The organism is Allobosea sp. 10L417 (assembly GCF_056395485.1).
Window position 1 is genome coordinate 1 of sequence record NZ_JBFTJP010000002.1, and the last position, 23,831, is coordinate 23,831.

The 23,831-nt window shown below is 67.3% G+C and carries 23 protein-coding genes and 1 pseudogene; 14 read left to right on the forward strand and 10 right to left on the reverse strand.

The genetic code is table 11. The annotated features are described in order from the left end of the window. Positions 1–227, forward strand: a pseudogene (locus tag AC1DE3_RS06225) (hypothetical protein); the annotation flags it as partial. 18 nt (positions 228–245) lie between these two features. Next, positions 246–581 (forward strand): DUF1491 family protein, encoded by a 336-nt coding sequence (locus AC1DE3_RS06230; protein ID WP_441510991.1) that lies wholly within the window; start codon positions 246–248, stop codon positions 579–581. Positions 582–590: 9 nt separating this feature from the next. Here the strand turns inward: AC1DE3_RS06230 and AC1DE3_RS06235 are convergent, their stop codons facing one another. Beyond that, positions 591–1,727 carry a DUF2336 domain-containing protein gene (locus AC1DE3_RS06235; RefSeq protein WP_441510992.1) on the reverse strand — a complete coding sequence of 379 codons (1,137 nt, stop codon included), beginning with the start codon at positions 1,725–1,727 and terminating at the stop codon, positions 591–593. A gap of 172 nt (positions 1,728–1,899) precedes the next feature. On the opposite strand from AC1DE3_RS06235, the gene AC1DE3_RS06240 reads away from it, so the two are divergent. Together AC1DE3_RS06240 and AC1DE3_RS06245 are read left to right on the forward strand one after the other, a co-directional pair. Then, positions 1,900–2,118, forward strand: coding sequence for a hypothetical protein (locus AC1DE3_RS06240; protein ID WP_441510993.1), 219 nt, complete (start codon positions 1,900–1,902; stop codon positions 2,116–2,118). After that, the gene (locus tag AC1DE3_RS06245; RefSeq protein WP_476779813.1) at positions 2,115–2,912 is read left to right on the forward strand and encodes a hypothetical protein; all 798 of its coding nucleotides are present in this window, start codon (positions 2,115–2,117) and stop codon (positions 2,910–2,912) included. The genes AC1DE3_RS06240 and AC1DE3_RS06245 overlap by 4 nt, the downstream gene beginning before the upstream one ends. A gap of 19 nt (positions 2,913–2,931) precedes the next feature. On the opposite strand, the gene AC1DE3_RS06250 is transcribed toward AC1DE3_RS06245, so the two are convergent. The 3 genes from AC1DE3_RS06250 to AC1DE3_RS06260 all read right to left on the reverse strand — a co-directional run bounded on the left by AC1DE3_RS06250 (position 2,932) and on the right by AC1DE3_RS06260 (position 6,429). Further along, positions 2,932–3,471 carry a DUF1254 domain-containing protein gene (locus AC1DE3_RS06250; protein WP_441510995.1) on the reverse strand — a complete coding sequence of 180 codons (540 nt, stop codon included), beginning with the start codon at positions 3,469–3,471 and terminating at the stop codon, positions 2,932–2,934. An 89-nt stretch (positions 3,472–3,560) separates the two neighbouring features. Continuing rightward, positions 3,561–4,136, reverse strand: a complete 576-nt coding sequence (locus tag AC1DE3_RS06255) for a DUF1214 domain-containing protein (RefSeq protein WP_441510996.1) — start codon at positions 4,134–4,136, stop codon at positions 3,561–3,563. 73 nt (positions 4,137–4,209) lie between these two features. Then, positions 4,210–6,429: a transglycosylase domain-containing protein gene (locus AC1DE3_RS06260; protein ID WP_476852266.1), complete on the reverse strand. Its 2,220-nt coding sequence runs from the start codon at positions 6,427–6,429 to the stop codon at positions 4,210–4,212. A 242-nt stretch (positions 6,430–6,671) separates the two neighbouring features. Between AC1DE3_RS06260 and AC1DE3_RS06265 the strand changes: the two genes are divergently transcribed. The 3 genes from AC1DE3_RS06265 to AC1DE3_RS06275 all read left to right on the forward strand — a co-directional run bounded on the left by AC1DE3_RS06265 (position 6,672) and on the right by AC1DE3_RS06275 (position 10,862). Then, positions 6,672–7,166, forward strand: a complete 495-nt coding sequence (locus tag AC1DE3_RS06265) for a YcgN family cysteine cluster protein (protein WP_441510998.1) — start codon at positions 6,672–6,674, stop codon at positions 7,164–7,166. Positions 7,167–7,348: 182 nt separating this feature from the next. Next, a complete protein-coding gene (gene ppdK / locus AC1DE3_RS06270; protein WP_441510999.1) occupies positions 7,349–10,033 on the forward strand; it encodes a pyruvate, phosphate dikinase in 2,685 nt (894 codons plus the stop codon). A 118-nt stretch (positions 10,034–10,151) separates the two neighbouring features. Beyond that, positions 10,152–10,862 carry an HAD family hydrolase gene (locus AC1DE3_RS06275; RefSeq protein ID WP_441511191.1) on the forward strand — a complete coding sequence of 237 codons (711 nt, stop codon included), beginning with the start codon at positions 10,152–10,154 and terminating at the stop codon, positions 10,860–10,862. A 27-nt stretch (positions 10,863–10,889) separates the two neighbouring features. Here AC1DE3_RS06275 and AC1DE3_RS06280 read toward each other — a convergent pair whose 3' ends face one another. Further along, positions 10,890–11,384: a GFA family protein gene (locus AC1DE3_RS06280; RefSeq protein ID WP_441511000.1), complete on the reverse strand. Its 495-nt coding sequence runs from the start codon at positions 11,382–11,384 to the stop codon at positions 10,890–10,892. 276 nt (positions 11,385–11,660) lie between these two features. Between AC1DE3_RS06280 and AC1DE3_RS06285 the strand changes: the two genes are divergently transcribed. From AC1DE3_RS06285 to AC1DE3_RS06300, 4 genes are all read left to right on the forward strand, one after another. Then, entirely contained in the window at positions 11,661–11,870 is a 210-nt protein-coding gene (locus tag AC1DE3_RS06285) for a cold-shock protein (RefSeq protein ID WP_441468752.1), read from the forward strand. A 173-nt stretch (positions 11,871–12,043) separates the two neighbouring features. Then, on the forward strand, positions 12,044–13,489 hold the full coding sequence (locus tag AC1DE3_RS06290; protein WP_441511001.1) for a DEAD/DEAH box helicase: 1,446 nt from the start codon (positions 12,044–12,046) through the stop codon (positions 13,487–13,489). Positions 13,490–13,582: 93 nt separating this feature from the next. Next, entirely contained in the window at positions 13,583–13,852 is a 270-nt protein-coding gene (gene infA / locus AC1DE3_RS06295; protein WP_047578165.1) for a translation initiation factor IF-1, read from the forward strand. A gap of 133 nt (positions 13,853–13,985) precedes the next feature. Then, positions 13,986–14,129, forward strand: a complete 144-nt coding sequence (locus tag AC1DE3_RS06300; RefSeq protein ID WP_476852267.1) for a hypothetical protein — start codon at positions 13,986–13,988, stop codon at positions 14,127–14,129. A gap of 129 nt (positions 14,130–14,258) precedes the next feature. On the opposite strand, the gene AC1DE3_RS06305 is transcribed toward AC1DE3_RS06300, so the two are convergent. Together AC1DE3_RS06305 and AC1DE3_RS06310 are read right to left on the reverse strand one after the other, a co-directional pair. Further along, positions 14,259–14,852 carry a hypothetical protein gene (locus tag AC1DE3_RS06305; RefSeq protein ID WP_441511003.1) on the reverse strand — a complete coding sequence of 198 codons (594 nt, stop codon included), beginning with the start codon at positions 14,850–14,852 and terminating at the stop codon, positions 14,259–14,261. Positions 14,853–15,093: 241 nt separating this feature from the next. Beyond that, the gene (locus tag AC1DE3_RS06310) at positions 15,094–16,290 is read right to left on the reverse strand and encodes a cell wall hydrolase (protein ID WP_476779814.1); all 1,197 of its coding nucleotides are present in this window, start codon (positions 16,288–16,290) and stop codon (positions 15,094–15,096) included. A 338-nt stretch (positions 16,291–16,628) separates the two neighbouring features. Between AC1DE3_RS06310 and AC1DE3_RS06315 the strand changes: the two genes are divergently transcribed. Next, positions 16,629–17,861 (forward strand): MFS transporter, encoded by a 1,233-nt coding sequence (locus AC1DE3_RS06315; RefSeq protein ID WP_441511005.1) that lies wholly within the window; start codon positions 16,629–16,631, stop codon positions 17,859–17,861. 97 nt (positions 17,862–17,958) lie between these two features. After that, entirely contained in the window at positions 17,959–18,945 is a 987-nt protein-coding gene (acuI, locus tag AC1DE3_RS06320; RefSeq protein WP_441511006.1) for an acrylyl-CoA reductase (NADPH), read from the forward strand. 3 nt (positions 18,946–18,948) lie between these two features. Here acuI and AC1DE3_RS06325 read toward each other — a convergent pair whose 3' ends face one another. Together AC1DE3_RS06325 and AC1DE3_RS06330 are read right to left on the reverse strand one after the other, a co-directional pair. Next, positions 18,949–19,848 carry a LysR family transcriptional regulator gene (locus tag AC1DE3_RS06325; RefSeq protein ID WP_476852268.1) on the reverse strand — a complete coding sequence of 300 codons (900 nt, stop codon included), beginning with the start codon at positions 19,846–19,848 and terminating at the stop codon, positions 18,949–18,951. A 174-nt stretch (positions 19,849–20,022) separates the two neighbouring features. Continuing rightward, complete coding sequence (locus AC1DE3_RS06330; RefSeq protein ID WP_441511008.1) at positions 20,023–21,003, reverse strand: L-threonylcarbamoyladenylate synthase; 981 nt, start codon at positions 21,001–21,003, stop codon at positions 20,023–20,025. A 174-nt stretch (positions 21,004–21,177) separates the two neighbouring features. Between AC1DE3_RS06330 and AC1DE3_RS06335 the strand changes: the two genes are divergently transcribed. Continuing rightward, the gene (locus tag AC1DE3_RS06335) at positions 21,178–22,953 is read left to right on the forward strand and encodes an acyl-CoA dehydrogenase family protein (RefSeq protein WP_441511009.1); all 1,776 of its coding nucleotides are present in this window, start codon (positions 21,178–21,180) and stop codon (positions 22,951–22,953) included. Between the two features lie 17 nt (positions 22,954–22,970). Here the strand turns inward: AC1DE3_RS06335 and AC1DE3_RS06340 are convergent, their stop codons facing one another. Beyond that, positions 22,971–23,765 carry a class I SAM-dependent methyltransferase gene (locus AC1DE3_RS06340; protein ID WP_476779815.1) on the reverse strand — a complete coding sequence of 265 codons (795 nt, stop codon included), beginning with the start codon at positions 23,763–23,765 and terminating at the stop codon, positions 22,971–22,973. Between the last annotated feature and the right edge of the window lie 66 nt (positions 23,766–23,831).

Here is a 23,831-nt window from a genome sequence, read left to right on the forward strand (position 1 = left end):
ATCTTTCGAGCGCGCAACCGGTGCGCGAGGCGGCGCCGCGTCCGCCGGCCCCGGTCGCCAGCCAGCCGCGCACGGCGCAGTCGGCGACGACTTCGGTGCCCAAGGCGGCCCCGCTTCGCGACCCGATTGCCGACCTCATCAACGGTGGCGACCTTCGCCCGCCGGCCGACGTCAAGGGCGCGGCTTCCCGCTCCGCTGCCGCCCCGCGCCGATCGGCCGAGAACTGAGCCGGGCGGCGCCGGGCGATGGCGCGCCTGACCAGCGATTTCTGGGTCTCGGCCTACCTTCGGCAGGCCGCCTTCGATGGACACGTGGCGGTGCTGCGTCGGCGGGGCGCGCGGGAGGCCGGTGCGATTTTCGTCAAGCTCGATCGCCTCGACGGCACGGCCGCCCTCTATGGGCCGGCGCCGCAATCAATGGCCGAGGATGACGGCGAGCGTCGCTTCCAGCTCCTGATCGATGCCGATCCGCTCACGGTTGAGGATCGGGTCGACAAGGAGCTGCGCTTCGACAGCGATCTCTGGCTGGTCGAGATCGAGAACCGGACCGGCGATCCGCGCCTCAAGCTTGCCGAGAGCTAGCCCCTTCTCTCAGCCCCGCTCACGCTTCGAACCGATCCGGCCGAGAACGTCGGCGAGGCCGGGCTGAACGTCCGGGCGGGCCGCGCCGGGCCGGCTCGGCGTCCCGCTCGGGTCCATCGCCGGCTGGTGCTGGCCTTTGCGCTGCGGTGCGGACACCGGCTGCACGCCGGCAATCAGCATCGCCAGCCGAAGCGCGATCGATGGCTTGGCCAGGCGCATCAGCTCGACCAGCGCGAAGATCCGTTCGACCGAATGCGCCGTCTCGTCGCCGAGGCGGATCAGGAAGCGCGTTGCGTCTTCGACGCGCGCTCCGCTGGCAATAAGGCTCAGAGCCGCAAGATCGCGCGAGGCATCGCTCGCAATCGCAGCAGCGAGCGGCGCGTCGCCGCCGAGATGCCCGGCGACCGCGGCGAATGCACTCGCGCGGTCTTCGCCTGCAAGGACGAGCCAGTCGGCAAAGGTCGAGCTGGCGACCGCCGGCCGCCGCTCGCTCGGATGCAAGGCCTCGCGCGCCATCAGCGATTCGAGAATGGCGAGGCGGCGCACCGTGCCTGCGCGCAGGAACAGCGGTGCGAGTTCGAGATTGGACAGGTCTTCCCGTGCGAGAAGGCCGAGCTGATAGGACGGATCGATCCGCGAGCGCGCGACCAGCGTGTCGACGGCGGCGCGAGGCAGCGGCGCCTCCCGATTGCCGATAAGGGTAAGATCGATAGCGCGATCGGCTTCGGAAACCAGCAGCAGGACCGCGGTATTGGTGAGGTCCTGGCGGACAGCGAGCGCGCTACGCATCGCCGTATCGCCGGTCTCGGCGAGCCGTTCGAGCTCGACGGGCGAAAGCGGCATGCCGTGACGCAGCATTTCGATCAGAACCGCGCCGCCACGGGCGGCCAGCGCTGTCAGCACCGCGAGCGGAGCATGCCGCCAGCCTGCGAGCTTGCGCGCCAGGATCAGCGCGGTCGGCTCGTCGATGGTCGGAATCAGCATCGCCGCCATCTCGCTGAAGGCAGCCAGATCCTCCTGCGGCGGCTGTTGGGTCGACATCAGCAGGTCGGCCTTCACCCGCAGCGAGACCTGGCTGAGACCGAGGTCGCCGTCGCGGGCGAGGCGGGCAAGATCGGCGAGTTCCTGGGAAATACGGGCAGGCATGCTTGGCTCGGCTGCGAATCCGACGGGTTCGCTCAGATTATCCCCGAGGCATTAAGGCCACGTTAACCATGCTGGAGCCTGATGGCTTTGAGGGCCTGCGACAAAGGGTGCGGCCTTACGCACCAGGACGGCTCTCGCGATTGCAACTCGGGCGCTGGATAGGAGGCGCTGCATGACCGTCATCATCCCCTTCGCGCTCTATCGCTATCCGCAGGCGCGGTCCTGCCCGTTTCCGCGACGCGTGGCGGAAATCCTGTTCTTCACCGGCGTGCGCTACGAGCGGCCTGCCGAGACCTCTCCGCTTAAGGCCAAGCCTTCCTCGGCAAAGGCGCGGCCCGCGCGGCGCCCGCGCAAGGCGGCAAGCAAGATGGATCACAGGCAGCCCGCGTGAGACGACGTCTATCCGATCAAGCGCTGCCGGCCGGACCGCCGTCCCCGGCCATTGCCGCACTGGCGCTGTCTTCCGCGCTTGTCCTCACCGCTTGCACAGCGACCGACGGCGATCTCGGTCGCCCGCGTCCGACGGTCTGGTCGCAGCTCATCGCGCCGGAGAGCGGGTTCTTCGCCGCGGCGTCGCGAGGCGAGGCAGCGTCCTATTTCCGCCTGACCGATGACGAGGAGCAACTGCGCGATCGCGCCTGGCGCTTCGTCATGCCCGCCAGCCCGCACAGCGTCTTCCAGGGCGAGATATCGAATTTCGCGCATAGCCGCATCCTGCCGGTCGCGGCGCAGTCGAACGACGTTTCGGACTACTTCCGCGGGCTGACTTCGGTGTCCTTCGCCTCGCAGGCCTCGCGCTATAACCGCCTCGCGGAAGACGCGAATGCCGACCGCCTGCTGATCGGCCCGTTTCGGGCCAACGCGATGCGCGTCGTCTCCATGGACCGGGTCCGCATGCGGGCTGCCGAGGGATCGCCGGATGTCGCTCCGGGCAAGATCGAGCCGGCCATGGCGCGCGTGATCGAGAACGAGGGGCTGATCTACTGGGTCTGCGAGCGCCTGGATTTCCGGATCAGAAGCTATCGTTACGCCCTGACCAATCTCGTCGTGGAGATGCCTTCGCGGGAGGCAGTCCGGGCGGAACGTGCGATCATGGCGCTGGCGGCCGAGTCCGCGCCGCTCTGCCAGATGCCGCTCAACGGCACTTTCGGTGAGGGCAAGCGGCCCGTGGTCTACAAGGGCTAGTTTTCCGGCCGGGGTTCGCTCAGTTCGCCATCCCGCATTCGACCCCGGTCGCGAGCGCCTCGGCGTCGGCCTTGTCAGAGGGCAGCCGAACGAGAACGCGCACCGCGATCAGCCCCTGATCGGTATCGGAGACGATACGCAGCTCCCGGCTGGTTTCGCCCTCCTCGTCGGCCGCGATGCGCTCGTCGCGCTGGGCTTCCGTCATGACCAGGAATTCGAGCACGCCGCGGATCGCCGCCCGGTCGGTGATCGCGTAGATCACGCCGCCGCCCTGGCGGTGCAGGGTCAGGCCGAGCGGCAGAAAGCCGGTCCTGGCGACGACGCGCATCGGCCCGCTGGAGAGGTCATAGCTGCAGATCGCCGTGACGACATCGGGATCGGCTTCGCGCAGTGCCGGCAGCCCGCGTGCATCGCCGGGCGCCGGGATGAGTTCGGCACGGCCATTGGTGCCGAGTTCACGATAGGCGTGCGCGGCATCGTGCAAGGACAGCGAGGGCAAGGCCAGGATGGTGACGATATGCACGATGGCGGCAAGGATCAGCCCGGCCAACGTGGTCATGACAAGGCGCACGGCGCCGCTGCGCAGCCGGGCTCTCCAAATTGCGGCTGATGGAGCGGGGGGCGTCGCCACGTCGTGTCCGATCGCGCTCATCGGCAGTCGAGGCGTGCGATGCGGGGCAGGTTAGTGGCCCGCGTCTCGCCGGTCTGGCTGGAGATCGGAGTATCGTAGAGGCGTAAGCGGAACTGGAAGCGCCCGCTCGCCGGCAGGGGAAGCCAGTTGCCTGCGACCGGCGTTGCCGCGGCCGCGATCGACAATTGTCCGTCCTCGGGACGGACAATTTCGGAATCCGTGAAGCTCGTGCGTTCCAGCGGCAGTCGGAAGGGCAGCCCGTCGATATCGGTGACGCCGAGCGTCCAGCCGCGCGTCGTCGGCGTGGCGCCGGAGATCTGGTAGCGGCAGCGCCCGTCGAGCAGCTGTCCGTCGTCGTCGCGCTCGGCGATGAGCTCTAGTCCTTCGCCCGAGCCCAGCGGCAGATGGACGCCGCGGGCGAGATAGGCGCGCATATAGGGGTCGATGTCGCGTCCGCCGCTGCGTGGCCAAGCCATCCACGCCCCGACCTCGACCTTGCCGAGAGCGGGCCGGCCGGCCACGGCCCAATGCGCGGAGCCGAGGCCGAGTCCGGCTCCGAGCGCAAGGATATAGGCGAGATCGAGAATCCGCACGCTTGCCTTCCGCTGGCGTGATGCCCCTCGCGCGAATTGACCCGTGTGAATCCGGCTCGTCAACCTTCTGCGCCTAGCGCAGCCGCGTGTGGGCCCCGGAGACCTCGCGGATGCCGACCTGCACCGGCTTGCCCGCCACGCGCGATCGCTCGATCGTCTTGAACAGCGAGCCGACGGCCGACAGCACCTCGAAGGATTGCCGCGGCATGTGCCCGGCGCCGGGCCCCGGCTGCTGGCCGGCATCCGGCGCGGCTGCTGCCTTGGCGACGACCAGAGCCTTGGGATCGGTGGTGGGCACGCCCGGAATCGGCTTCAGTTCGAGACCCTGATGGGCGAACTGCATGATCTCCTTGAACGTCATCGCCGGCAGCGAGCCGCCGGTCATGTTGGCGGTCTCGGCCGAGTTGTCGTTGCCGAACCATACGGCCGCGACGAGGTTGCCGGAGTAGCCGACATACCAGGCGTCCTTATAGCCGTTGGTGGTGCCGGTCTTGCCGGCCGTCACCACGCCATCCAGCGCCGCGCGGCGGCCGGTGCCTTCGGTCGGCACTTTCGAGAGCATAAAGTTCATGTCCTGCGCCACCTGCGCGCTCAGCACCTGTTTGGGCGGTGGCTCATCCCGGTCGTGGCGGTAGATCACCTCGCCCTGCGAGTTGGCGATCTCGATGGCGGCATAGGGCTTCGCCCGTTTGCCGCCATTGGCGAAGACGGCATAGCCCGCCGCCTGGTCGATGACGGTGACCTCGGCCGCGCCGATCGGCAGCGAGACCGTGTCGGTCAATGGCGTGGTCAGGCCCATGGCGTGGGCGGTCTCGACGATCTTCTTGCGGCCGATGGCGGCGGCGCGCGCTTCATGGGTCTCGCCGGTGGCGCGGCCGATGGCGATCGACATCTGCACGGGGATGGTATTGATCGATTTCGCCAGCGCGACGGTCAGCGGTATCGACCCGGCATAGGAGCGGCCGTAATTGTTCGGGCACCAGTTGCCGATGCAGACCGGTCGGTCGACGACCATGGTCGTCGGCTTGTAGAGCCCAGTCGAGAGCGCTGCTGCGTAGACATAGGCCTTGAAGGAGGAGCCGGGCTGCCGCTGGCTCGCGGTCGCCCGGTTGAACTGGCTCGCGCCGTAGTCCCGGCCGCCGACGATGGCGCGCACCGCCCCGTCAGGGTCCATGACGACGGTCGCGGCCTGCTTGACGCGATAGGCCGGGCCATGCTGGCGCAGAACCGTCTCGATCGCTTCGTCCGCGCGTGCCTGGATCGCGGAATCATGCGGCGTCTTCACCAGCAGAACGCGGTCGGGCCCGAGCTTGCCCTCGCTCACCAGTTCCTTCACCGCGTCGAAGGCCCAGTCGAGATAGTAGTCGGGGCTGGAATCGCGCTTGCGATCGACCGGCGTCGCCGGATTGCGCTTGGCGCTGTCGACCTGGCCGGCGGTCATGAATCCGGCATCGACCATGGCATTGAGCACGTCGTTGGCGCGCGCGCGGGCGGCCGGCAGATTGACATGCGGCGCATATTTCGTCGGCGCCTTGAACAGGCCGGCCAGCATCGCCGCCTCGGCCAGCGAAACATCCTTCACCGACTTGCCGAAATAGTATTCGGCTGCCGCCGCGGCGCCGAAGGTGCCCCCGCCCATATAGGCGCGGTCGAGATAGAGCTTGAGGATCTCGTTCTTGCTTAGCCGGGCCTCCAGCCACAGCGCCAGGAAGGCTTCCTTGATCTTGCGGTCGAGCGAACGCTCGTTGTTGAGGAAGAGGTTCTTGGCGAGCTGCTGGGTCAATGACGAGCCGCCCTGGACCACGCCCGAAGCCCGGGTGTTGACCAGCAACGCCCGGAAAGTGCCGATCACGTCGATGCCGAAATGGTCGTAGAAGCGGCGGTCCTCGGTCGCCAGCACGGCCTTGAGCAGATGGTCGGGCATCTCCTCCAGCTTGAGGGAATCGTCGTGACGCGCCCCGCGATGGCCGATCGGCTGGCCGTAGCGGTCGAGGAAGGTGACGGCGAGGACCTGGTTCCTCAGGGCTTCCTCATTGCCGATGCGAAAGGCGGGCAGGGCGAGCATCAGCAGGATGAGCGCGCCGACGATGCCGACGTTCAGCCCTTCGCTGGCGAACTCGGCCGCGACGCGCTTGAAGCCGGTGACGGTCAGGCGGTCGGCCTGGCTGCGGATGCGCTCGTAGATGTCTCCGGCGCGGCGGCCGGCGCCCCACAGGCTGGCATCGAGCCATGAATCGGCAGCGAGCGCATAGCGCTTCAGCCGCGTCTTCCAGCCCGCCTTCCTGAACTCCATGGCCGTTCCAGGCTTCCCGAATGGCCCCCGGCACAGTCCTGCCGCGCGATGATCGCCTTGGCAACAGCATTGCGCCCGAGAATGGACACATAGTTACGCGCCATCTCCAGATAAGGGACGGGCGCAAAGAATCCTGTCCCGTGAGCAGGAAGCGAGCCAGTGCCGTTGTCCCATCCTGATACGGGAGCTGCCGCCGACGCGGCGCTCTTCCATCTTGGCGCGCGGCGGCGCATAAGCCCGCCATGACGCTGAAGCAGCCGAAAGACGAGCCGTTCTGGCGCACCACCTCGCTCGAGGCGATGTCGGTGGAGCAGTGGGAATCGCTCTGCGACGGCTGCGGCCGCTGCTGCCTCGTCAAGCTGGAGGACGAAGACACCGGCCGGATTTTCGCGACCGACGTCGGCTGCCGGCTGTTCGACGCCGGAACCTGCCGCTGCAAGGACTATCCGAACCGCTCGCTCAAGGTGCCGGACTGCGTGACGCTGACCCCGCACGACGTGCGTACGCTCCCTTGGCTGCCGCCGACCTGTGCCTATCGCCTCGTTGCCGAAGGCAAGGATCTGCCCTGGTGGCATCCTCTCGTTTCGGGCGATCACGAAACGGTGGTGGCGGCGGGCGTATCCGTCCGCGGCCGCGTCTTCGCCTCGGAGGACGAGGTCCCGGAAGAGGAGGTCGCCGAGCGCATCGTCAATTGGCCGCTGCGCTGGCCGCGCGCTGCGCGCGGCAAGGCGAAGTGAAGCATCGGCGTTTGTGCGCTGCCGGGCATTTTATTGCACCTGCTCATTGATTGTTCAGGTGCTTTTGGGCATGACCGCCCCGTCCCGCCGCCGGGGCCGCCAGGGCACCGACGGCATGCACACGAAACTTTCGCATCGCCGCGGCGTTGCTGCGTCCGGCTGCAAACCAAGAGGTTGAAGTGATGGCTGGTGGGAAGTGGGTCTACACCTTCGGCGACGGCAAGGCCGAAGGCGAGGCCGGGATGAAGAACCTGCTCGGCGGCAAGGGCGCTAACCTCGCCGAGATGAGCAATCTGGGCCTGCCGGTTCCCCCTGGCTTTACCATCACCACCGAGGTCTGCACCTCGTATTATGACAACGGCAAGAGCTTCCCGGCCGATCTCGACGGGCAGGTCAAGGCCGCGCTCGACGGCATGGCCAAGCTCACCGGCAAGACCTTCGGCGATCCCGCCAACCCGCTGCTCGTCTCCGTCCGCTCCGGCGCGCGCGCCTCGATGCCGGGCATGATGGACACTGTCCTCAATCTCGGCCTCAACGACGAGACGGTCGAGGCGGTTGCGAAGGCCGCCAATGACGAGCGCTTCGCCTGGGACAGCTATCGCCGCTTCATCACCATGTATTCCAACGTCGTGCTCGATATCGACCACGGCCTCTTCGAGGAAGCGCTGGAGGACTACAAGGAGCGCAAGGGCCTGCACCTCGACACCGACCTTAAGGCCGCCGATTGGAAGGTGCTGGTCGGCAAGTACAAGGACATCGTGAAGAAGGCGCTCGGTGCCGACTTCCCGCAGGACCCGCAGAAGCAGCTCTGGGGCGCTGTCGGCGCCGTCTTCTCCTCCTGGATGAACGCCCGCGCCATCAAGTATCGCGAGCTCAACAGCATCCCTGCCTCATGGGGCACGGCGGTCAACGTCCAGTCGATGGTGTTCGGCAATATGGGCGACACCTCCGCGACCGGCGTCGCCTTCACCCGCAACCCCTCGACCGGCGAGAACGCGCTCTATGGCGAGTTCCTGATCAATGCCCAGGGCGAGGACGTCGTCGCCGGCATCCGCACGCCACAGGACATCACCGAGGTGGCGAAGAAGGAGGCGGGCTCCGACAAGCCTTCGATGGAGAAGGAGATGCCGGAGGCCTATGCGGAGCTCGTCCGCATCTACGGCATCCTTGAGAAGCACTATCGCGACATGCAGGACATGGAGTTCACCATCCAGGAGGGCAAGCTCTGGATGCTGCAGACCCGCTCCGGCAAGCGCACCGCCAAGGCGGCGCTGAGGATCGCGGTCGAACTGGCTACCGAGGGGCTGATCACGCAGGAGGAGGCGGTCGGCCGTGTCGAGCCTTCTGCCCTCGACCAGCTCCTGCACCCGACCATCGACCCCAAGGCCGAGCGCCGCGTGCTGACCACCGGCCTGCCGGCCTCGCCCGGCGCTGCCGCGGGCGAAATCGTCTTCAACTCGGACGACGCTGAAGCCGCCAAGAAGGCCGGCCGCAAGGTCATCCTCGTGCGCGTCGAGACGAGCCCTGAGGACATCCACGGCATGCACGCCGCCGAAGGCATCCTGACCACGCGCGGGGGCATGACCTCGCATGCGGCGGTCGTGGCGCGCGGCATGGGCAAGCCCTGCGTCTCCGGCGCCGGCCAGATCCGCGTCGACTACGCCAAGGGCACGCTTTCGATCGGCCCGACCACGCTGAAGGCCGGTGATTTCCTCACCATCGACGGCGGCAACGGCCAGGTGCTGCTCGGCGAGGTCAAGATGCAGAAGCCGGAGCTCTCCGGCGAGTTCGCGACGCTGATGGGCTGGGCCGACAAGGTCCGCCGCCTCAAGGTCCGCGCCAATGCCGAGACGCCGGAAGACGCCAAGACGGCCCGCGAGTTCGGCGCCGAGGGCATCGGGCTCTGCCGCACCGAGCACATGTTCTTCGACGAGAACCGCATCCAGGCCGTCCGCGAGATGATCCTCGCCCAGGACGACAAGGGCCGGCGCGCCGCGCTCGCCAAGCTCCTGCCGGTGCAGCGCCAGGACTTCGTCCAGCTCTTCACCATCATGAGCGGGTTGCCGGTCACGATCCGCCTGCTCGACCCGCCGCTGCACGAATTCCTGCCGCATGGCGAGAAGGAGATCGCCGAGGTCGCCGCGGCGCTCGGCGTCAGCTCCGATGCGTTGCGGCAGCGTGCCGCCGAACTGCACGAGTTCAACCCGATGCTCGGCTTCCGCGGCTGCCGTCTGGCGGTGGCTTTCCCCGAAATCGCCGAGATGCAGGCCCGTGCCATCTTCGAGGCGGCCGTCATCGCCGCCAAGGAAACCGGCAAGCCGGTGATCCCGGAGGTGATGGTTCCGCTCGTCATGGGCAAGCCCGAGCTCGATCTGGTCAAGGGCCGCATCGACGCCATGGCCAAGGCCGTGATCGAGGAGAGCGGCACCAGGATCGACTATCAGGTCGGCACCATGATCGAGCTGCCGCGTGCCGCGCTGCGCGCCGCCGAGATCGCTGAGAGCGCCGAGTTCTTCTCGTTCGGCACCAACGACCTGACGCAGACGACGCTTGGCATCAGCCGCGACGACGCCTCCTCCTTCCTTGGCTCCTACACCGCCAAGGGGCTGCTCGACGCCGATCCCTTCGTCACCATCGACCAGGACGGCGTCGGGGAGTTGGTGAAGCTCGCCGCCGAGCGCGGCCGCAAGACCCGCTCCGACATCAAGCTCGGCATCTGCGGCGAGCATGGCGGCGACCCGGCCTCGATCGGCTTCTGCGAGAGCGTCGGCCTCGACTATGTCTCCTGTTCGCCCTTCCGCGTGCCGATCGCACGGCTGGCGGCCGCGCAGGCGGCGCTGGGCGCGATCAAGCCGAAGGATGGTTGAGACGGGAGGCGCGGGATACAAGCCGTCATGCTCGCCCTGGTGGCGAGCATCCACGTCTTGAACACCGCATTGCCCAAAGCAAGACGTGGATGGTCGGGACAAGCCCGACCATGACGAGGTGGCCGTGTCCTTGAACCTCACCACTATCGGCTTCGATGCCGACGACACGCTCTGGCAGAACGAGCAATTCTTCCGGATGACGGAGGATCGCTTCGTCGCGCTGCTCGGCGAGCATGGCGAGGCGGCCGAGATTTCCGGCCGCCTGCTCGAAGCCGAGAAGCGCAACCTTCGCTTCTACGGTTTCGGCATCAAGGGCTTCGTGCTCTCGATGATCGAGACTGCGATCGATATCACCGGGGGGAAGGTCCCTGGCGCTGTGATCGGCGAGATCCTCGCCGCTGGCCGCGAGATGGCAGCCCATCCGGTCGAGACCCTGCCTCATGTCCAAGAGACCCTTCAGGCCCTGTCCGGCGACTACCGGCTCGTGCTCATCACCAAGGGCGATCTCTTCGACCAGGAGCGCAAGCTCGCCCAGTCCGGCCTCGGCGATTTCTTCCATGCGGTCGAGATCGTCAGCGACAAGAAGGCCGCCACCTACGACCGCATCTTCACCCGTCACGGCGACGGAGCGGGGCGGGCGATGATGGTCGGCAATTCGCTCAAGTCGGATATCCTGCCGGCACTGGAAGCGGGCTCATGGGCGGTACATGTCCCGCATGAGCTGACCTGGGTGCTGGAGCATGCCGAAGAGCCCGTCGGTCACGGGCGCTATCATGCACTACCGGACCTTGGCCCTCTGCGGGGCCTTGTCGAGAAACTGTTTCGCTAGCGTTTCGCAGCCCGGCGGTGCCAGGGGTCAGTCGACCCAAAGGCCATGTCTGCGATGCCATTCCTCGATCGATTCCTCCGGATAGTCTTCGAAGCTCTGGTCATTCGCAGCGATATCCGGGTCGACCCAACCGGCCTTGAAGCGCAGCATGATATGGGTCTTTTCGGGAGCGCGCGGCAGATGGCTGTCGATCGCCGAGGCGAAGGGATGCAGCAGATCCGGCCAGCGCGGATCGAACAGCCACAGCGCCGTCCCGCAGCCCGTACAGAAGCGGCGCTGCGCTTGCGAGCGCTCGCAAATACCGTCATCACCTCTGATTTCCGCGCTGAAGCTGCCGATCGCGTCTTCGCCCTCGACCTTCAGCGTCTGGGCTATGGCCGACAGGTTGATCGCGAAGCCGCCTCCGCCGGCAGTCTTGCGGCAGATCGAGCAATAGCAGAGCTGATACGGGACGGGTGCATGGCTCTCGACGGAGAAGTGCACCGCTCCGCAGCGGCATGAGCCCTTCAGCTTAATCGGCATGATGCAGCCTCCATTCGCCAGTCAAACACCGGCTTGGGCCGAGTGTTCCGAGATGTCTGCTGCCGGCTTACTGGACCCTTCTTGCATTCCATGCTAGGGAGCACGATGTAAGACGAGATGCGGCCGGGTTCTGGCCACCCCTCCGTTCGGCTGCTTGTCCGGTCGGCGGTTACGAATCAGATCCACCACACATCGCTACAAGGCCATGGCGAGGCGTCCGCGCGTCCCGTCGTGTCATCACGATAGACGCGGATCTGAAACGTAAGGACTACCCCCATGAACAAGGGCACCGTGAAGTGGTTCAACACCACCAAGGGCTACGGCTTCATTACGCCTGAGAACGGCGGCCAGGACGTTTTCGTCCACATCAGCGCTGTCGAGCGCGCCGGCCTGCGCGAGCTGCGCGACGGCCAGGTCGTCTCCTTCGAGCTCGTTGCCGATCGCAAGACCGGCAAGACTTCGGCCGGCAACCTCGTCGTCGCCTGAGCCAGACCAACGCCGGGACGGCATCGCGCCGCCCGGCTTACGACAAGCCTGCCGGCGCTGTGGCTAGCGGTTCGCCGGCGGGTTCGACTATCAGTATCAGGCCGGATGCGGGCCTGCGGCGCGGCCGAATTCCACATGCGCCCCTCGCATCGCGGCGTCCGGAAAGACTTTTCTTGACCAAATTCACCGATCTTGGCCTCGCCGAGCCGCTGCTCAAGGCGCTCGCGGCCGAGGGCTATGAAACGCCGACGCCGATCCAGGCGCAGGCGATCCCCCACATTCTCCAGGGCCGTGACCTGCTCGGTGCAGCCCAGACCGGCACCGGAAAGACGGCTGCCTTCTCGCTGCCGATGCTGCATCGGCTGCTCGGCAAGCCGCGCCAGATGCCGGCCCGCTCCGTGCGTGTCCTCGTCCTCTCGCCAACGCGTGAGCTCGCCGCACAGATCGAGACCTCGATTCGCACCTACGCGCAGTTCACAACGCTGCGCTCGACGGTGATCTTCGGCGGCGTCCCGGTCGGCAAGCAGATCCGCGCCCTCGGCGACAAGATCGACATCCTCGTCGCCACCCCCGGCCGCCTGCTCGACCTCGTCGACCAGCGCGCCGTTTCGCTGCGCGAGATCGAGTTCCTCGTCCTCGACGAAGCCGATCAGATGCTCGACCTCGGCTTCATCCATGCGCTGCGCCGCATCTCCACGCTGATCCCGAAGGAGCGCCAGACGCTGCTCTTCTCGGCGACCATGCCGAAGCCGATCCGCGATATCGCCTCCGCCTATCTCACCAATCCGGTCGAGGTCGCGGTGACGCCGGTCGCGACCACCGCGGAAAAGATCGACCAGCGCGTCATCTTCACCGAGCCCAACGACAAGCCGGCGCTGCTGGCGAAGACGCTGAACGTGCCGGAGCTCGAGCGCGCCATCGTCTTCACCCGCACCAAGCACGGTGCCGACAAGGTCGTGCGCCAACTCGCCCAGTCCGGAATCGAGGCGGCGGCGATCCACGGCAACAAGAGCCAGGGCCAGCGCGAACGTGCGCTCGGCGCCTTCCGCGACGGTTCGCTGCGCATCCTCGTCGCAACCGACATCGCCGCCCGCGGCATCGATGTCGACGGCGTCAGCCATGTCGTGAACTACGACCTGCCGAACGTGCCCGAGAGCTATGTCCACCGCATCGGCCGCACGGCACGCGCCGGCGCTTCCGGCGTGGCCATCGCCTTCTGCACGCCGGAAGAGCGCGGCGATTTCGCGGCAATCGAGAAGCTCACCGGCGTCAAGCCGACGCCGATCGGCGAGGTGCCCTATTGGGATGGGCGCACGCCCAAGAAGCCACAGCAGAATCGCGGCGGGCGCGGCCAGCAGCAAGGCCGCCCGCAGGGGCAGGGTCGTCCGCAGGGGCAGCCGGGCAAGCGTTCCGAGCAGGGCGGCCACCACCATGCCGGTGGCGGCGCGCGTCAGGAGCGCCACGAACGTCCGCGCAATCCCGAGCGCACCCCGCGTCCCGAGCAGGCGACGCAGCGAAAAGACGGTGCTTCCGCAAAAGAAGGGCTTGGCGGCGTCGCGTTCTTGCAGCAAAGAACACAGCAACCACGCACCAACGGCGCCCGGCGGCGCGCGCGCTGACGCGCGATCGGCCAGAACAGGGCGGGCCTCATCTCGGCTTACTTGCCGGACGGTGGTCCGCTCCCGCGCCAAAGGGCTCACGAAGGACGACAGATGGCGAAAGAAGAACTGCTTGAATTCGACGGCACCGTGGTCGAGGTGCTCCCGGACGGCAACTACCGGGTCAAGCTCGACAATGACCATGTGATCCTGGCCTATGCGGCCGGCAAGATGAAGAAGAACCGCATCCGCACCATCGCGGGTGACCGGGTCATCGTCGAGATGTCGCCTTACGATCTCGATCGCGGCCGCATCAACTTCCGCCAGAAGACGGCCGGCCCGGCCCCCGGCGGTCCGCCGCGCCAGAACTTCCGCCGTCGCTGAGCGATCTGCCGATGCGCCTGTCGCGGAATGAGCTTCTCTTCATCGCGCTGGCGCCATTCTCGGCGCTGCGGTCGCTTACGGCGCGAAAGCGGGCTTCGTCGTTCGGGACGGAGCCTTTCCGCCTTTCGTCATCGTGCTGCTGGGGCTTGGCCTCGCGGAGCTGCTGATCGGCTACGCGGCAGGGCGCTCGCCCGGCACGCTGGTCAGCATGCCCGCCCGCTTCCTCGCCTTCGTCGTCGGGGTCTGCATCTTCCTGCTCGGCGAACGCTACATCTGAGCGGACTGGTCGCGCCGCACTGCGACCCCAAAAACCGGACGCCACAAAAAAACCCCGGCGCGAGGCCGGGGTGTAAGTGGTCATTTCCGTGGTAAAAAAGGGTCTGCGTGAAACTCCTGCCCGGTCGGCTCAGTAGCCGGCGCGGGACCAGTATTGCGAGCCGGGACTGACCAGAACCTGGCGCTGCCGCGTCTCGTAGACGGCGGGGATTTCTTCCCGCACGACTTCGGTGGGACGCACCATCACCTTGCGCTGACGCTGCGTGTAGACCGCCGGAACCATCTCGTATTCGACGGTCGCCGGCGAAACCTCGACCCGGCGGTTTCGATAGCCGTATTGCGCGGGCACATCGACCCAGCACCCGACCGTATTTCCCCAGGCATCGCGCGTCACTTCCCAGCGCCGCGTCGCGGGCGCGACAAGCACCGTCTCGGTCACGGTCTCGTAGACGGCGGCCCGAGGGCGCGCAATACGCCGCTCCGGCGCGATCATCACGTTATCGGTCACGGTTTCGTACTCGGCGGGAACGACGCGATGCTGCGTCTGCGCCGGGCGAACCTGATAGGTCTCGTTGATGGTGCCGTAGACCGGCGGCGCGTTGACGAGGTTGTAGCAGGCGGAGCCGCGGCAGCCACCGGCTTCGGCAGCGGAGGCGCCAAGAAGCAGCGTCGTGGCAAAGGCCGAGGCGGCAATGATCCGGGATGACGGGAGCGAGCGCACCATGTTGGACCTGACCTGTCGGTTCCGGCGTCAGCGCGCCGTTCGTTATGGTCAGAAAGCCCGGGCGAAGAGGTGAACGCAAGGTAAATGCTGCAACAAGGTAAAATTAACCACGTTTAACCGCGCGCGGATCGGCAGAGATCCGGCGTCGGCTTCGCTGCCGAATGGCGCTGCGGATCCTGTCGTAGCAGCCCGCGAGCGTGGGCGGCCATCGCTCCGGGTGTTTGAGGCCCGGCCTCAGCCGTCAGGTCTGGCCGGGGCGAAGCTGGTAGAAGACGTGCTGGCCGATCGTGTCCATCTTCTGCAGCTTCTTGGCCCAGTACGGCCGCACATATTGCGCATGGTAGTGCGTGGAGGCGCCGACTTCGGGCAGGTACGTCGTGCCCTCATAGACCTCGCGTGCGATCCTGACCGCATCGCGCCACGGGCCCGGCTCGGTGATGCGTAGCGACTTGCCCTCGCAGGTGAAGGTGAATTGGCAGGAAAGGTAGCGGTTGCTGTTCTGGTAGACGACGCCGCAGACGCTGCTTGGATAAAGCCCGCTCTTGGCGCGGTTGAGCACGACCTGCGCCACCGCTGCCTGCCCCTGGAAGGATTCGGAGCGCGCTTCGAAATAGACCGCCTCAGCCAGGCAGCGCTGTTCCTTCGCCATGGCCTCCGGTGCGATCAGGCCGGTGTAATCCTGCTTCACGCCGGGCTCGGCCAGGCGCAGGTCGCGATTGGCCGGTGCCGAGGCGAGCGCGATGCGGCTGCGCTGCTGCGGCGCGCCATGCGCGGGCAGGGCGGGGGGCGTCAGCGTGCCGATGACCGAGCCGACGAGCGGTGTCGAGGAGGATTGCCGGTTGGCCTTCGGCACCGATGGAGACGAGCCGTCGATGCTTTCGAGAAAGAGCTCCGCCTGCCGCGCCGAGGTGATCTTCGGCTTGAGCGAGACGGGAGAGGAATCCGACAGGGCCGGGTCGGTCAGGCCCTCCTCGTTGGCATAGGCCTCGAAGCCGGTCTGCGGGCCATCGACGGCCTCGGCCGCGCGCAGCGCGTCGATCGAGAAGCCCCCTGAAATCAGCTTGGGCTGGGTGTCTCCGAAGACGACGCGCTCCAGTTCGACGGAAGGGTGTTCGGTGAGGCCCGGCCGCAAGCTAGGCAGCATGTCGCCCTTGGCGGTGCGGTCGACCTCGGGAAAGTTGGCGGCGGTGCGCTTCATGTCCTCGCGCGGCGCGCGGGGGTCGACGACGATCCGGCGCTCCGGATCCTCGAAGGAGAGCTTGGCCTGGGTGACGGCGGAGGTGAGCGCCAGACCGGGCAGACGGAAGGCGCTGGCCGCGACCAGCATCGAGGGGCCTTCGGCCAGTTCCGAGGCGGGGCCGGGCGCGACCCGGTCGATGGCGCTGGAGGGCAGGCCGGTAGGCCCGAAATTCTGGCCGGCGGAGGCGGTGAAGGACACAAGCAACCCGACCGACAGCGCCCAGGGCGCGACCGTGTTCGCGGCCCATTTGATGCCGAGGGGGCGCGCTCCCCGCCCATGCCTGTGAAGACGCCGATGACTCAAAGCGACACACCCGTCCCGATCGCACGGAACGAAAAACCCAGCAGACGACGCCGCGCCTTCGTTGGAATCCGTTATCGCCTTGGTAAGGTTGAGCGCCGGTTAACACCGCCGTGGCTCCGGCATTCCATGCGGTGCCGTGATGTCAAATTTCACGAAATCGCGCTGGTTGCCGCGAGGGCAGGGCGATAACGTGTAGCCACACTTCCGACACTCCCGACTCGCCGGAGAAATCCATGTCGTCCACTCCAGCGCGCAGCTACGCACCGGAGGTCATCGTCGCCGCCGGCTGCCTGATCGCCCTGATCACCTTCGGCCCGCGCGCCAGCGCCGGCCTCTTCCAAATCCCGATGACGCTGCAGTTCCATTGGGGCCGTGACATCTTCGGCCTGGCGCTCGCGATCCAGAACCTGCTCTGGGGCCTCGGCGCGCCCTTCGCCGGCGCCATCGCCGATCGCTACGGCACTGTGCGGGTGCTTTGCGTCGGCGCTGTGCTTTACGCTGCCGGCCTCGTCATGATGGCCTATGCCACCACGCCGCTGCAGCTCCATTTCGGCGCCGGTGTGCTGATCGGCTTCGGCCTCTCTGCCTGCTCCTTCAACCTCGTTCTCGCAGCCTTCGGCAAGCTCCTGCCGGAGCAGTGGCGGCCGATGGCATTCGGCGCCGGCACGGCGGCTGGCTCCTTCGGCCAGTTCCTGTTCCCGCCGATCGGCAACATCCTGATCGATACGCTGGGCTGGCAGCAGGCGCTGATCGTCTTTGCGTTTACGCTGCTGCCGATCCTCCCGGTTTCGATCGTGCTGGCGACGCGCAAGCTCGGTTCGGCCGGTACGACGGCTGCTGCCAACCTGCCGAACCAGACCGTGGTGCAGGCTCTGAGCGAGGCCTTCAAGCACCGCAGCTATGTCCTGCTCGTGCTCGGCTTCTTCACCTGCGGCTTCCAGCTCGCCTTCATCACCGTCCACATGCCGGCCTATCTCAAGGACGCCGGCCTGCCGGCCTGGGTCGGCGGCTGGACTCTCGCGGTGATCGGCCTTGCCAATGCCGTGGGCTCGCTGTCCTCCGGCTGGCTCTCGACCCGCATGCCGAAGCGCCATCTCCTCGCCTGGATCTATCTTGGCCGTGCGGTGGCGATCGCTGCCTTCATCATGCTTCCGCCCAGCCCAGTGACCGCGATCACCTTCGGCGTCGTCATCGGCCTGTTCTGGCTCTCCACCGTGCCGCCGACTTCTTCGCTGGTCATGCTGATGTTCGGCACCAAATACATGGCGATGCTCTACGGCTTTGCCTTCTTCTCGCATCAGGTCGGCGGCTTCCTCGGCGTCTGGCTTGGCGGCGTGCTCTACGAATCGATGGGCAACTACCAGCTAGTCTGGTGGCTCTCGGTCGCGCTCGGCATCGCCTCGGCCCTGATCAATCTGCCGATCGTCGAGCGGCCGGTGCAGCGGCCGCAGGTGCAGCCGGCCTGATTCGGAAGACGATCCGACGCACGGCCGATGGGGTTGCGGCGGCGGGCTGCCGCTGCAACCTTGTCGGCCTTCGCGTTTCAGCGCTGAGGAGATGGTGATGACGACGTTCAAGGCCCTCGTGGCAACCAAGGGCGAGACCGGGCCGAACCTCGCCTTCACCGATTTCGCCGAGGGTGACCTGATGGAGGGCGATGTCACCGTCCGCGTCACGCATTCGACGGTGAACTACAAGGATGGCCTCGCCATCACCGGCAAGGCGCCGGTGGTGCGCCGCTGGCCGATGATCCCCGGCATCGATTTCGCCGGCCGGGTCGAGGCCTCCGACAATCCCGATTTCAAACCAGGCGATCTCGTCGTCCTCAACGGCTGGGGCACCGGCGAGACGCATCTGGGCGCCTACGCCCAGAAGAGCCGGGTCAAGGGCGACTGGCTAGTGCCGCTGCCGGAGGGCCTGACGCCCGCTGAGGCGATGGCGATCGGCACTGCCGGCTACACCGCCATGCTCTGCGTTCTCGCGCTCGAGAAGCATGGTCTCAAGCCTTCCGACGGCCCGGTCGTCGTGACAGGTGCTGCCGGCGGCGTCGGCTCGGTCGCAATCGCGCTGCTGGCCAAGGCCGGCTGGCACGTCATCGCCTCGACCGGCCGCGCCGAGGAGGCCGATTATCTCAAGGATCTCGGCGCGGCCGAAATCATCGACCGAAACGAGCTTTCGGCGCCGGGCCGTCCGCTCGGGAGGGAGCGCTGGGCCGCCGGCGTGGACGCGGTCGGCTCGCATACGCTGGCGAACCTGCTCTCGATGACGAAATATGGTGGTGCCATCGCCGCCTGCGGCCTTGCGCAGGGCATGGACCTGCCGGCCTCGGTTGCGCCGTTCATCCTCCGCGGCGTCGCGCTGCTCGGCGTGGATTCGGTGATGTGTCCCAAGCTGCGCCGGCTCGAAGCGTGGAAGCGCCTTGCCAGCGACCTCGACCGCGAGAAGCTCGCGCTGATCACCACGACGATCCCGCTCGAAGCCGTGATCGAAACGGGCAAGGCTATCGTCGAGGGCAAGGTGAAGGGCCGCGTCGTCGTTGAGATCGGCTAATCCCTATCCCTCGAACAGAGCTCGCTGCCGCGCCAGCTCGCAGCTGCAGAAATCCATGAAGGCTCGCACGCGCGGCACGTGACGGATGTCGGGGTGGGTGAGCACCCATAGCCCTGTCGCGAAATYGGGATTGGGCGGCAGGAGCCTGATGAGGTCTGGCCGTTGGTCGGCGATGAAGCACGGCATCGGCCCGATGCCGAGGCCGCGCCCGACCGCTTCGGCGATGCCGAGCACGGCCGAGCTCTTCAGGGCGATCCGCTCCGGTTCGACATGCTCGCGCACGAAGCGGGCCGCCTTCACATGGGAGAGCTGGTCGCCGAGCGCGACCCAGTCCCGCTCGTAGAGCAAGGTGGGATCCGCTTTTTCCTCAGGCGTGATGCCGTCTTCCGCGCGGCCATAGATCGCCCAGGCAATGGTCGCGATGCGCCGGCCGACCAGCGTCTCGCCGGGCGTGTCGCTGGCGCGGATCGCAATGTCTGCGTCGCGCTTGGACAAGTTGAGTGCCTGGTTGCCGACGACGACATCGAGCCTGATCAAGGGATGGGCGCGGCGGAAGGCCGAGAAGATCGGCAGGAGCACGTTCTGGTAGAGAGTGTCGGTCGTGGTGATTCGCAATTCGCCCGAAGGCGCGACATCGCGTCCGGCGAGACGCCGGGAGAAGGCGGTTACATCCTCGTCCATGCGGCTCGCAAGCGCCGTCATCTCCGCGCCGGCCACTGTCGCGACATAGCCGGTCTTGCGCCGCTCGAAGAGCGGCATGCCGACGATCTCCTCGATCTGGCCGAGGCGGCGGAACACCGTCGAGTGGTTGACCGACAGCGCCGCTGCGGCCCCGGTCAACCCGGCATGATCGGCGATGGCCTTGATCAGCCGGAAATCGTCCCAGGCGAGCTTGGCATTCATCGGCAACGCGTCCTCCGGCCGGCACGCAAGCCGAAATCTTGCATCGATGCAAGTTGGAAGGGGCCGTCATGCTCGGGCTCGACCCGAGCATCTCAGGAAGGAGGGCGCGTCATCTTGCAAGAGATCCTCGGGTCTGCGCTTCCCTTCGCCCGAGAACGACGCCTGTGCTCGTTATCAGCTGCGTGGGGCGGCCGCCCGACGCAGCCGGTCATTGATCGCCTCGCCCAGCCCCTGCTCCGGAATGCGGGCGACGGCGATCATTCGCAGGCCCATCTCGTCCAGCCGGCGCAGATGGCCGAAGAGATGGCTCGCCGCCTCGCGCAGATCGCCGGTCGGGCTGAGATTGAGCGAGGCCGGGAAGTCCTGCCCCGGCCCAAAGCCCAGCCAGGCCTCGCCATCGCGGGGGGCACCGGCATCGAGCCTGACGCCAGCGACCGGCGCATAGTGCGAGGTCAGCATGCCCGGCGCGATCGGGGCCTGGCCGGCTTCGCCCGCCAGCACGAGCGGGCGGCCGATCACGCCTTCTATCGCCTCGCGCGGCACGCCGCCGGGCCTGAGCAGGCGTGGCGCGCCGTCGAGGCAGGCAACGATGGTCGATTCGACGCCGACCTCGGTCGGGCCGGCATCGAGAACGGCGTCGATGCGCCCGTCAAGATCGGCCATGACATGGGCGGCGCTGGTCGCGCTGATCCTGCCGGAGCGATTGGCGGAAGGTGCCGCGATCGGGCGCCCAGCCGCTTCGAGAACGGCATGCGCGACGGGGTGGGCCGGGACGCGCAGCGCCACCGTGGCGAGCCCCGCCCGCGCCAGTTCGCTGACGGTGCAGCCGGAGGATATCGGTACGACCAGCGTCAGCGGTCCCGGCCAGAAGGCTTGCGCCAGCGCCAGCGCATTGGCGTCGAAAAGGCCTTGCCGGCGCGCGCTTGCCAGATCGGGCAGGTGCGAGATCAGCGGGTTGAAGCTCGGCCGCTCCTTGGCGGCGTAGATGCCGGCAACGGCGGTGCCCTCGGTCGCGTCAGCCGCGAGGCCGTAGACGGTCTCCGTCGGCATCGCGACAAGGCCGCCTGCACGCAGCAACGCCGCGGCTTCGGCAATGCCGGCAGCGTCGGCAGCAAGAAGCTTCGTTTGGCGGAGGGCGGGGAGGGGCTGGTTCACGACGAGATTGACCGAAGATGGTTTATATATAAACTAACTGACAGGCGCGACACGGGACGAAGGTCGCGCTCGCTTGCGCGTGGCATAGGCGATAGTTCCTCGCTACCATCGCGGCAACGGCAAATGCAGGCTGCGGCTGCCCTTTCGGGCCCGCGCGCCTCAGGGAGACGACATATGAGCTATCGCGCCCCGGTTTCGGACATGCTCGCCACCATGCGCCATGTCGCAGGCCTCGACCGGCTGATCGCAGAGGGGCTGGCTCCGGAGCTCGAGGGCGGCGTCACCGAAGCGGTGTTGGACGAGGCGGCGAAGTTCGCGACGGACGTCATCGCGCCGCTCAACCGGGTCGGCGATGCCTACGGCTCGAAGCTGAAGGACGGCGCCGTCACCACCCCGCCAGGCTGGAAAGAGGCCTACAAGGCCTGGGCCGAAGCCGGCTGGAATTCGCTGCCGGCGCCCGAAGCCTATGGCGGGCAGGGCTTGCCGGCGCTTCTGCAATCCGCCTGCATCGAGATGTGGAACTCGGCCGCCTTTGCCTTTGCCCTCGGCCCGTTGCTGACGGTCGGCGCCATCGAGGCGCTTTATGCGCATGGCTCCGACCATCTGAAGGAGACCTATCTCGCCAAGCTCGTCTCCGGCGAGTGGATGGGCACGATGAACCTCACCGAGCCCCAGGCGGGCTCCGATCTCAACGCGCTGCGCAGCAGGGCCGAGCGCCAGCCGGACGGCACCTATCGGATCACCGGCCAGAAGATCTTCATCACCTATGGCGAGCACGATTTGACGGAGAACATCGTCCATCTCGTGCTGGCGCGCCTGCCCGACGCCCCTCCCGGCACGCGCGGCATCTCGCTCTTCCTCGTGCCGAAATATCTGGTCAATGCCGACGGAACGCTTGGCGAACACAATGACCTCCGCTGCTCCGGCATCGAGCACAAGCTCGGCATCCATGCCTCGCCGACCTGCTCCATGGCCTTCGGAGACGAGGACGGCGCCGTCGGCTGGCTGATCGGCGAGGAGAACCGCGGCCTCGCCTGCATGTTCACGATGATGAACAATGCCCGCCTCAATGTCGCGCTGCAGGGTGTCGCCATCGCCGAGCGTGCCTATCAGCAGGCGCTCGCCTTCGCTCACGAGCGCAAGCAGGGCGCTGCGCTCGACGCGCCGAAGGGCGCGCCGATGAGCCCGATCATCGTCCATCCGGATGTGCTCCGCATGCTCATGGACATGCGCGCCAAGACGCAAGGCGCGCGCGCGATCTCCTACCTCGTTGCCGAGGCGCTCGACCGCTCACACCGCGAGCCGGACGAGGCGAAGCGCAAGGCCGCTGCCGAGCGCGCCGCCATCCTCACCCCCGTCGCCAAGGCCTATTCCACCGATATCGGCATCGATGTCGCCTCGACAGGCGTGCAGGTCCATGGCGGCATGGGTTTCATCGAGGAGACCGGCGCCGCCCAGCACCTGCGCGACGCGCGCATCGCCGCGATCTACGAGGGCACCAACGGCATCCAGGCGATCGATCTCGTCACCCGCAAGCTGCCGCTCTCCGGCGGCGAGGCGGTCAAGGGGCTGATCGCCGAGATGCGCGCCGTGGTCGGCGAGGTCGAGCGCGCCAACACGCCGGGCTTCGGCCATGCGGCTGCGCGTCTCGGCGCTGCGGTCGATGCGCTGGAGCGCGCAACGCAGTGGATGCTGGCGACGCTGGGTTCGAGCCAGGCCGATGCTCTGGCCGGCGCAACGCCTTACCTGAAGCTCTTCGCGCTGGCGCAGGGCGGCACGGGGCTGGCGAAGAAGGCGCTCGCCACTCGGGCCGAGGCGGAAGGCACCGGCGATCTCGCTACGGCTCGCTTCTATGCCGAATGCCTCGCGACCGAAGCGCCCGCACTGGAACTCGCGGTGACGGAAGGCGCCGGCGCTATCGCCGACGCGGCGGCGGTCTTCGCCGCGTGAGCGCAGCAGCGCCCCGTTCAGGCGGCCGCGCCCTTGCGGGCGCGGATATGCAGGAACAGCGGGGCGATCAGTGTATCGGCCAGATAGGGCTCCCGTTGCGCCCGCTCTGCATCGATGCGCGGCTCGGCCATGTGCTCGATCGTCAGCCCGGCCGCGACGATCATGGCGACCCATTCACTCAGCGTGCGGTGAAACCGCGGCACGCGGAACGGCCCGACGCTGGCCTTGACCTCGGGGGGCGCAGCGCCGAAGCGCCAGGTCTCGACCTCGCCGTCGATGCCGTCGAAATAGCGGCCGACTTCGATCGCCCGGACATTGCCGGCCTCGTCGCGCAGCACCTTGCGATAGGGCGGCGCGAAGCAGGGATGCAGGATCGAGAACTGCAGGAAGCCGCCGGGCTTCAGCACGCGCGCGGCTTCCGCAAGGGCGAGGTCCTGCCGCGGCATATCCATCAGCGACATGAAGGCGGTGGCGAAGTCGAAGCTCGCATCCGGGAAGGGCAGGGCGGTGCCGTCGCCCTCCAGATAGTTGATCCCGAGCGGCTTCTCAGCCTCCGCCTCCTGCGCGTGGCGGATGAAGGTCGGCGCGATGTCGACTGCCGTCAGGCGCCCGCCGACCTCGGCGAGCTTGCGCGTGTTCGAGCCTTCGCCGCAGCCGATGTCGAGGCCGTTCAGCCCGGCGATATCAGGCAGGTTCGCCAGGAAGACCGGCGTGTTCAGCGCGTCGCGATAGAGGTCGTAGCCGGCCCGCGCATGCTGGGTCCAGATCTCGGCATTCGCCTCCCAGCAGGCCGCGACATCTCCACTGTCCATCGTTCTGCTCCGTTGCGAGGGGAGCGGGGCTATAGAGCAGCGGACGTGCCCTGGCTAGCCGAGAAA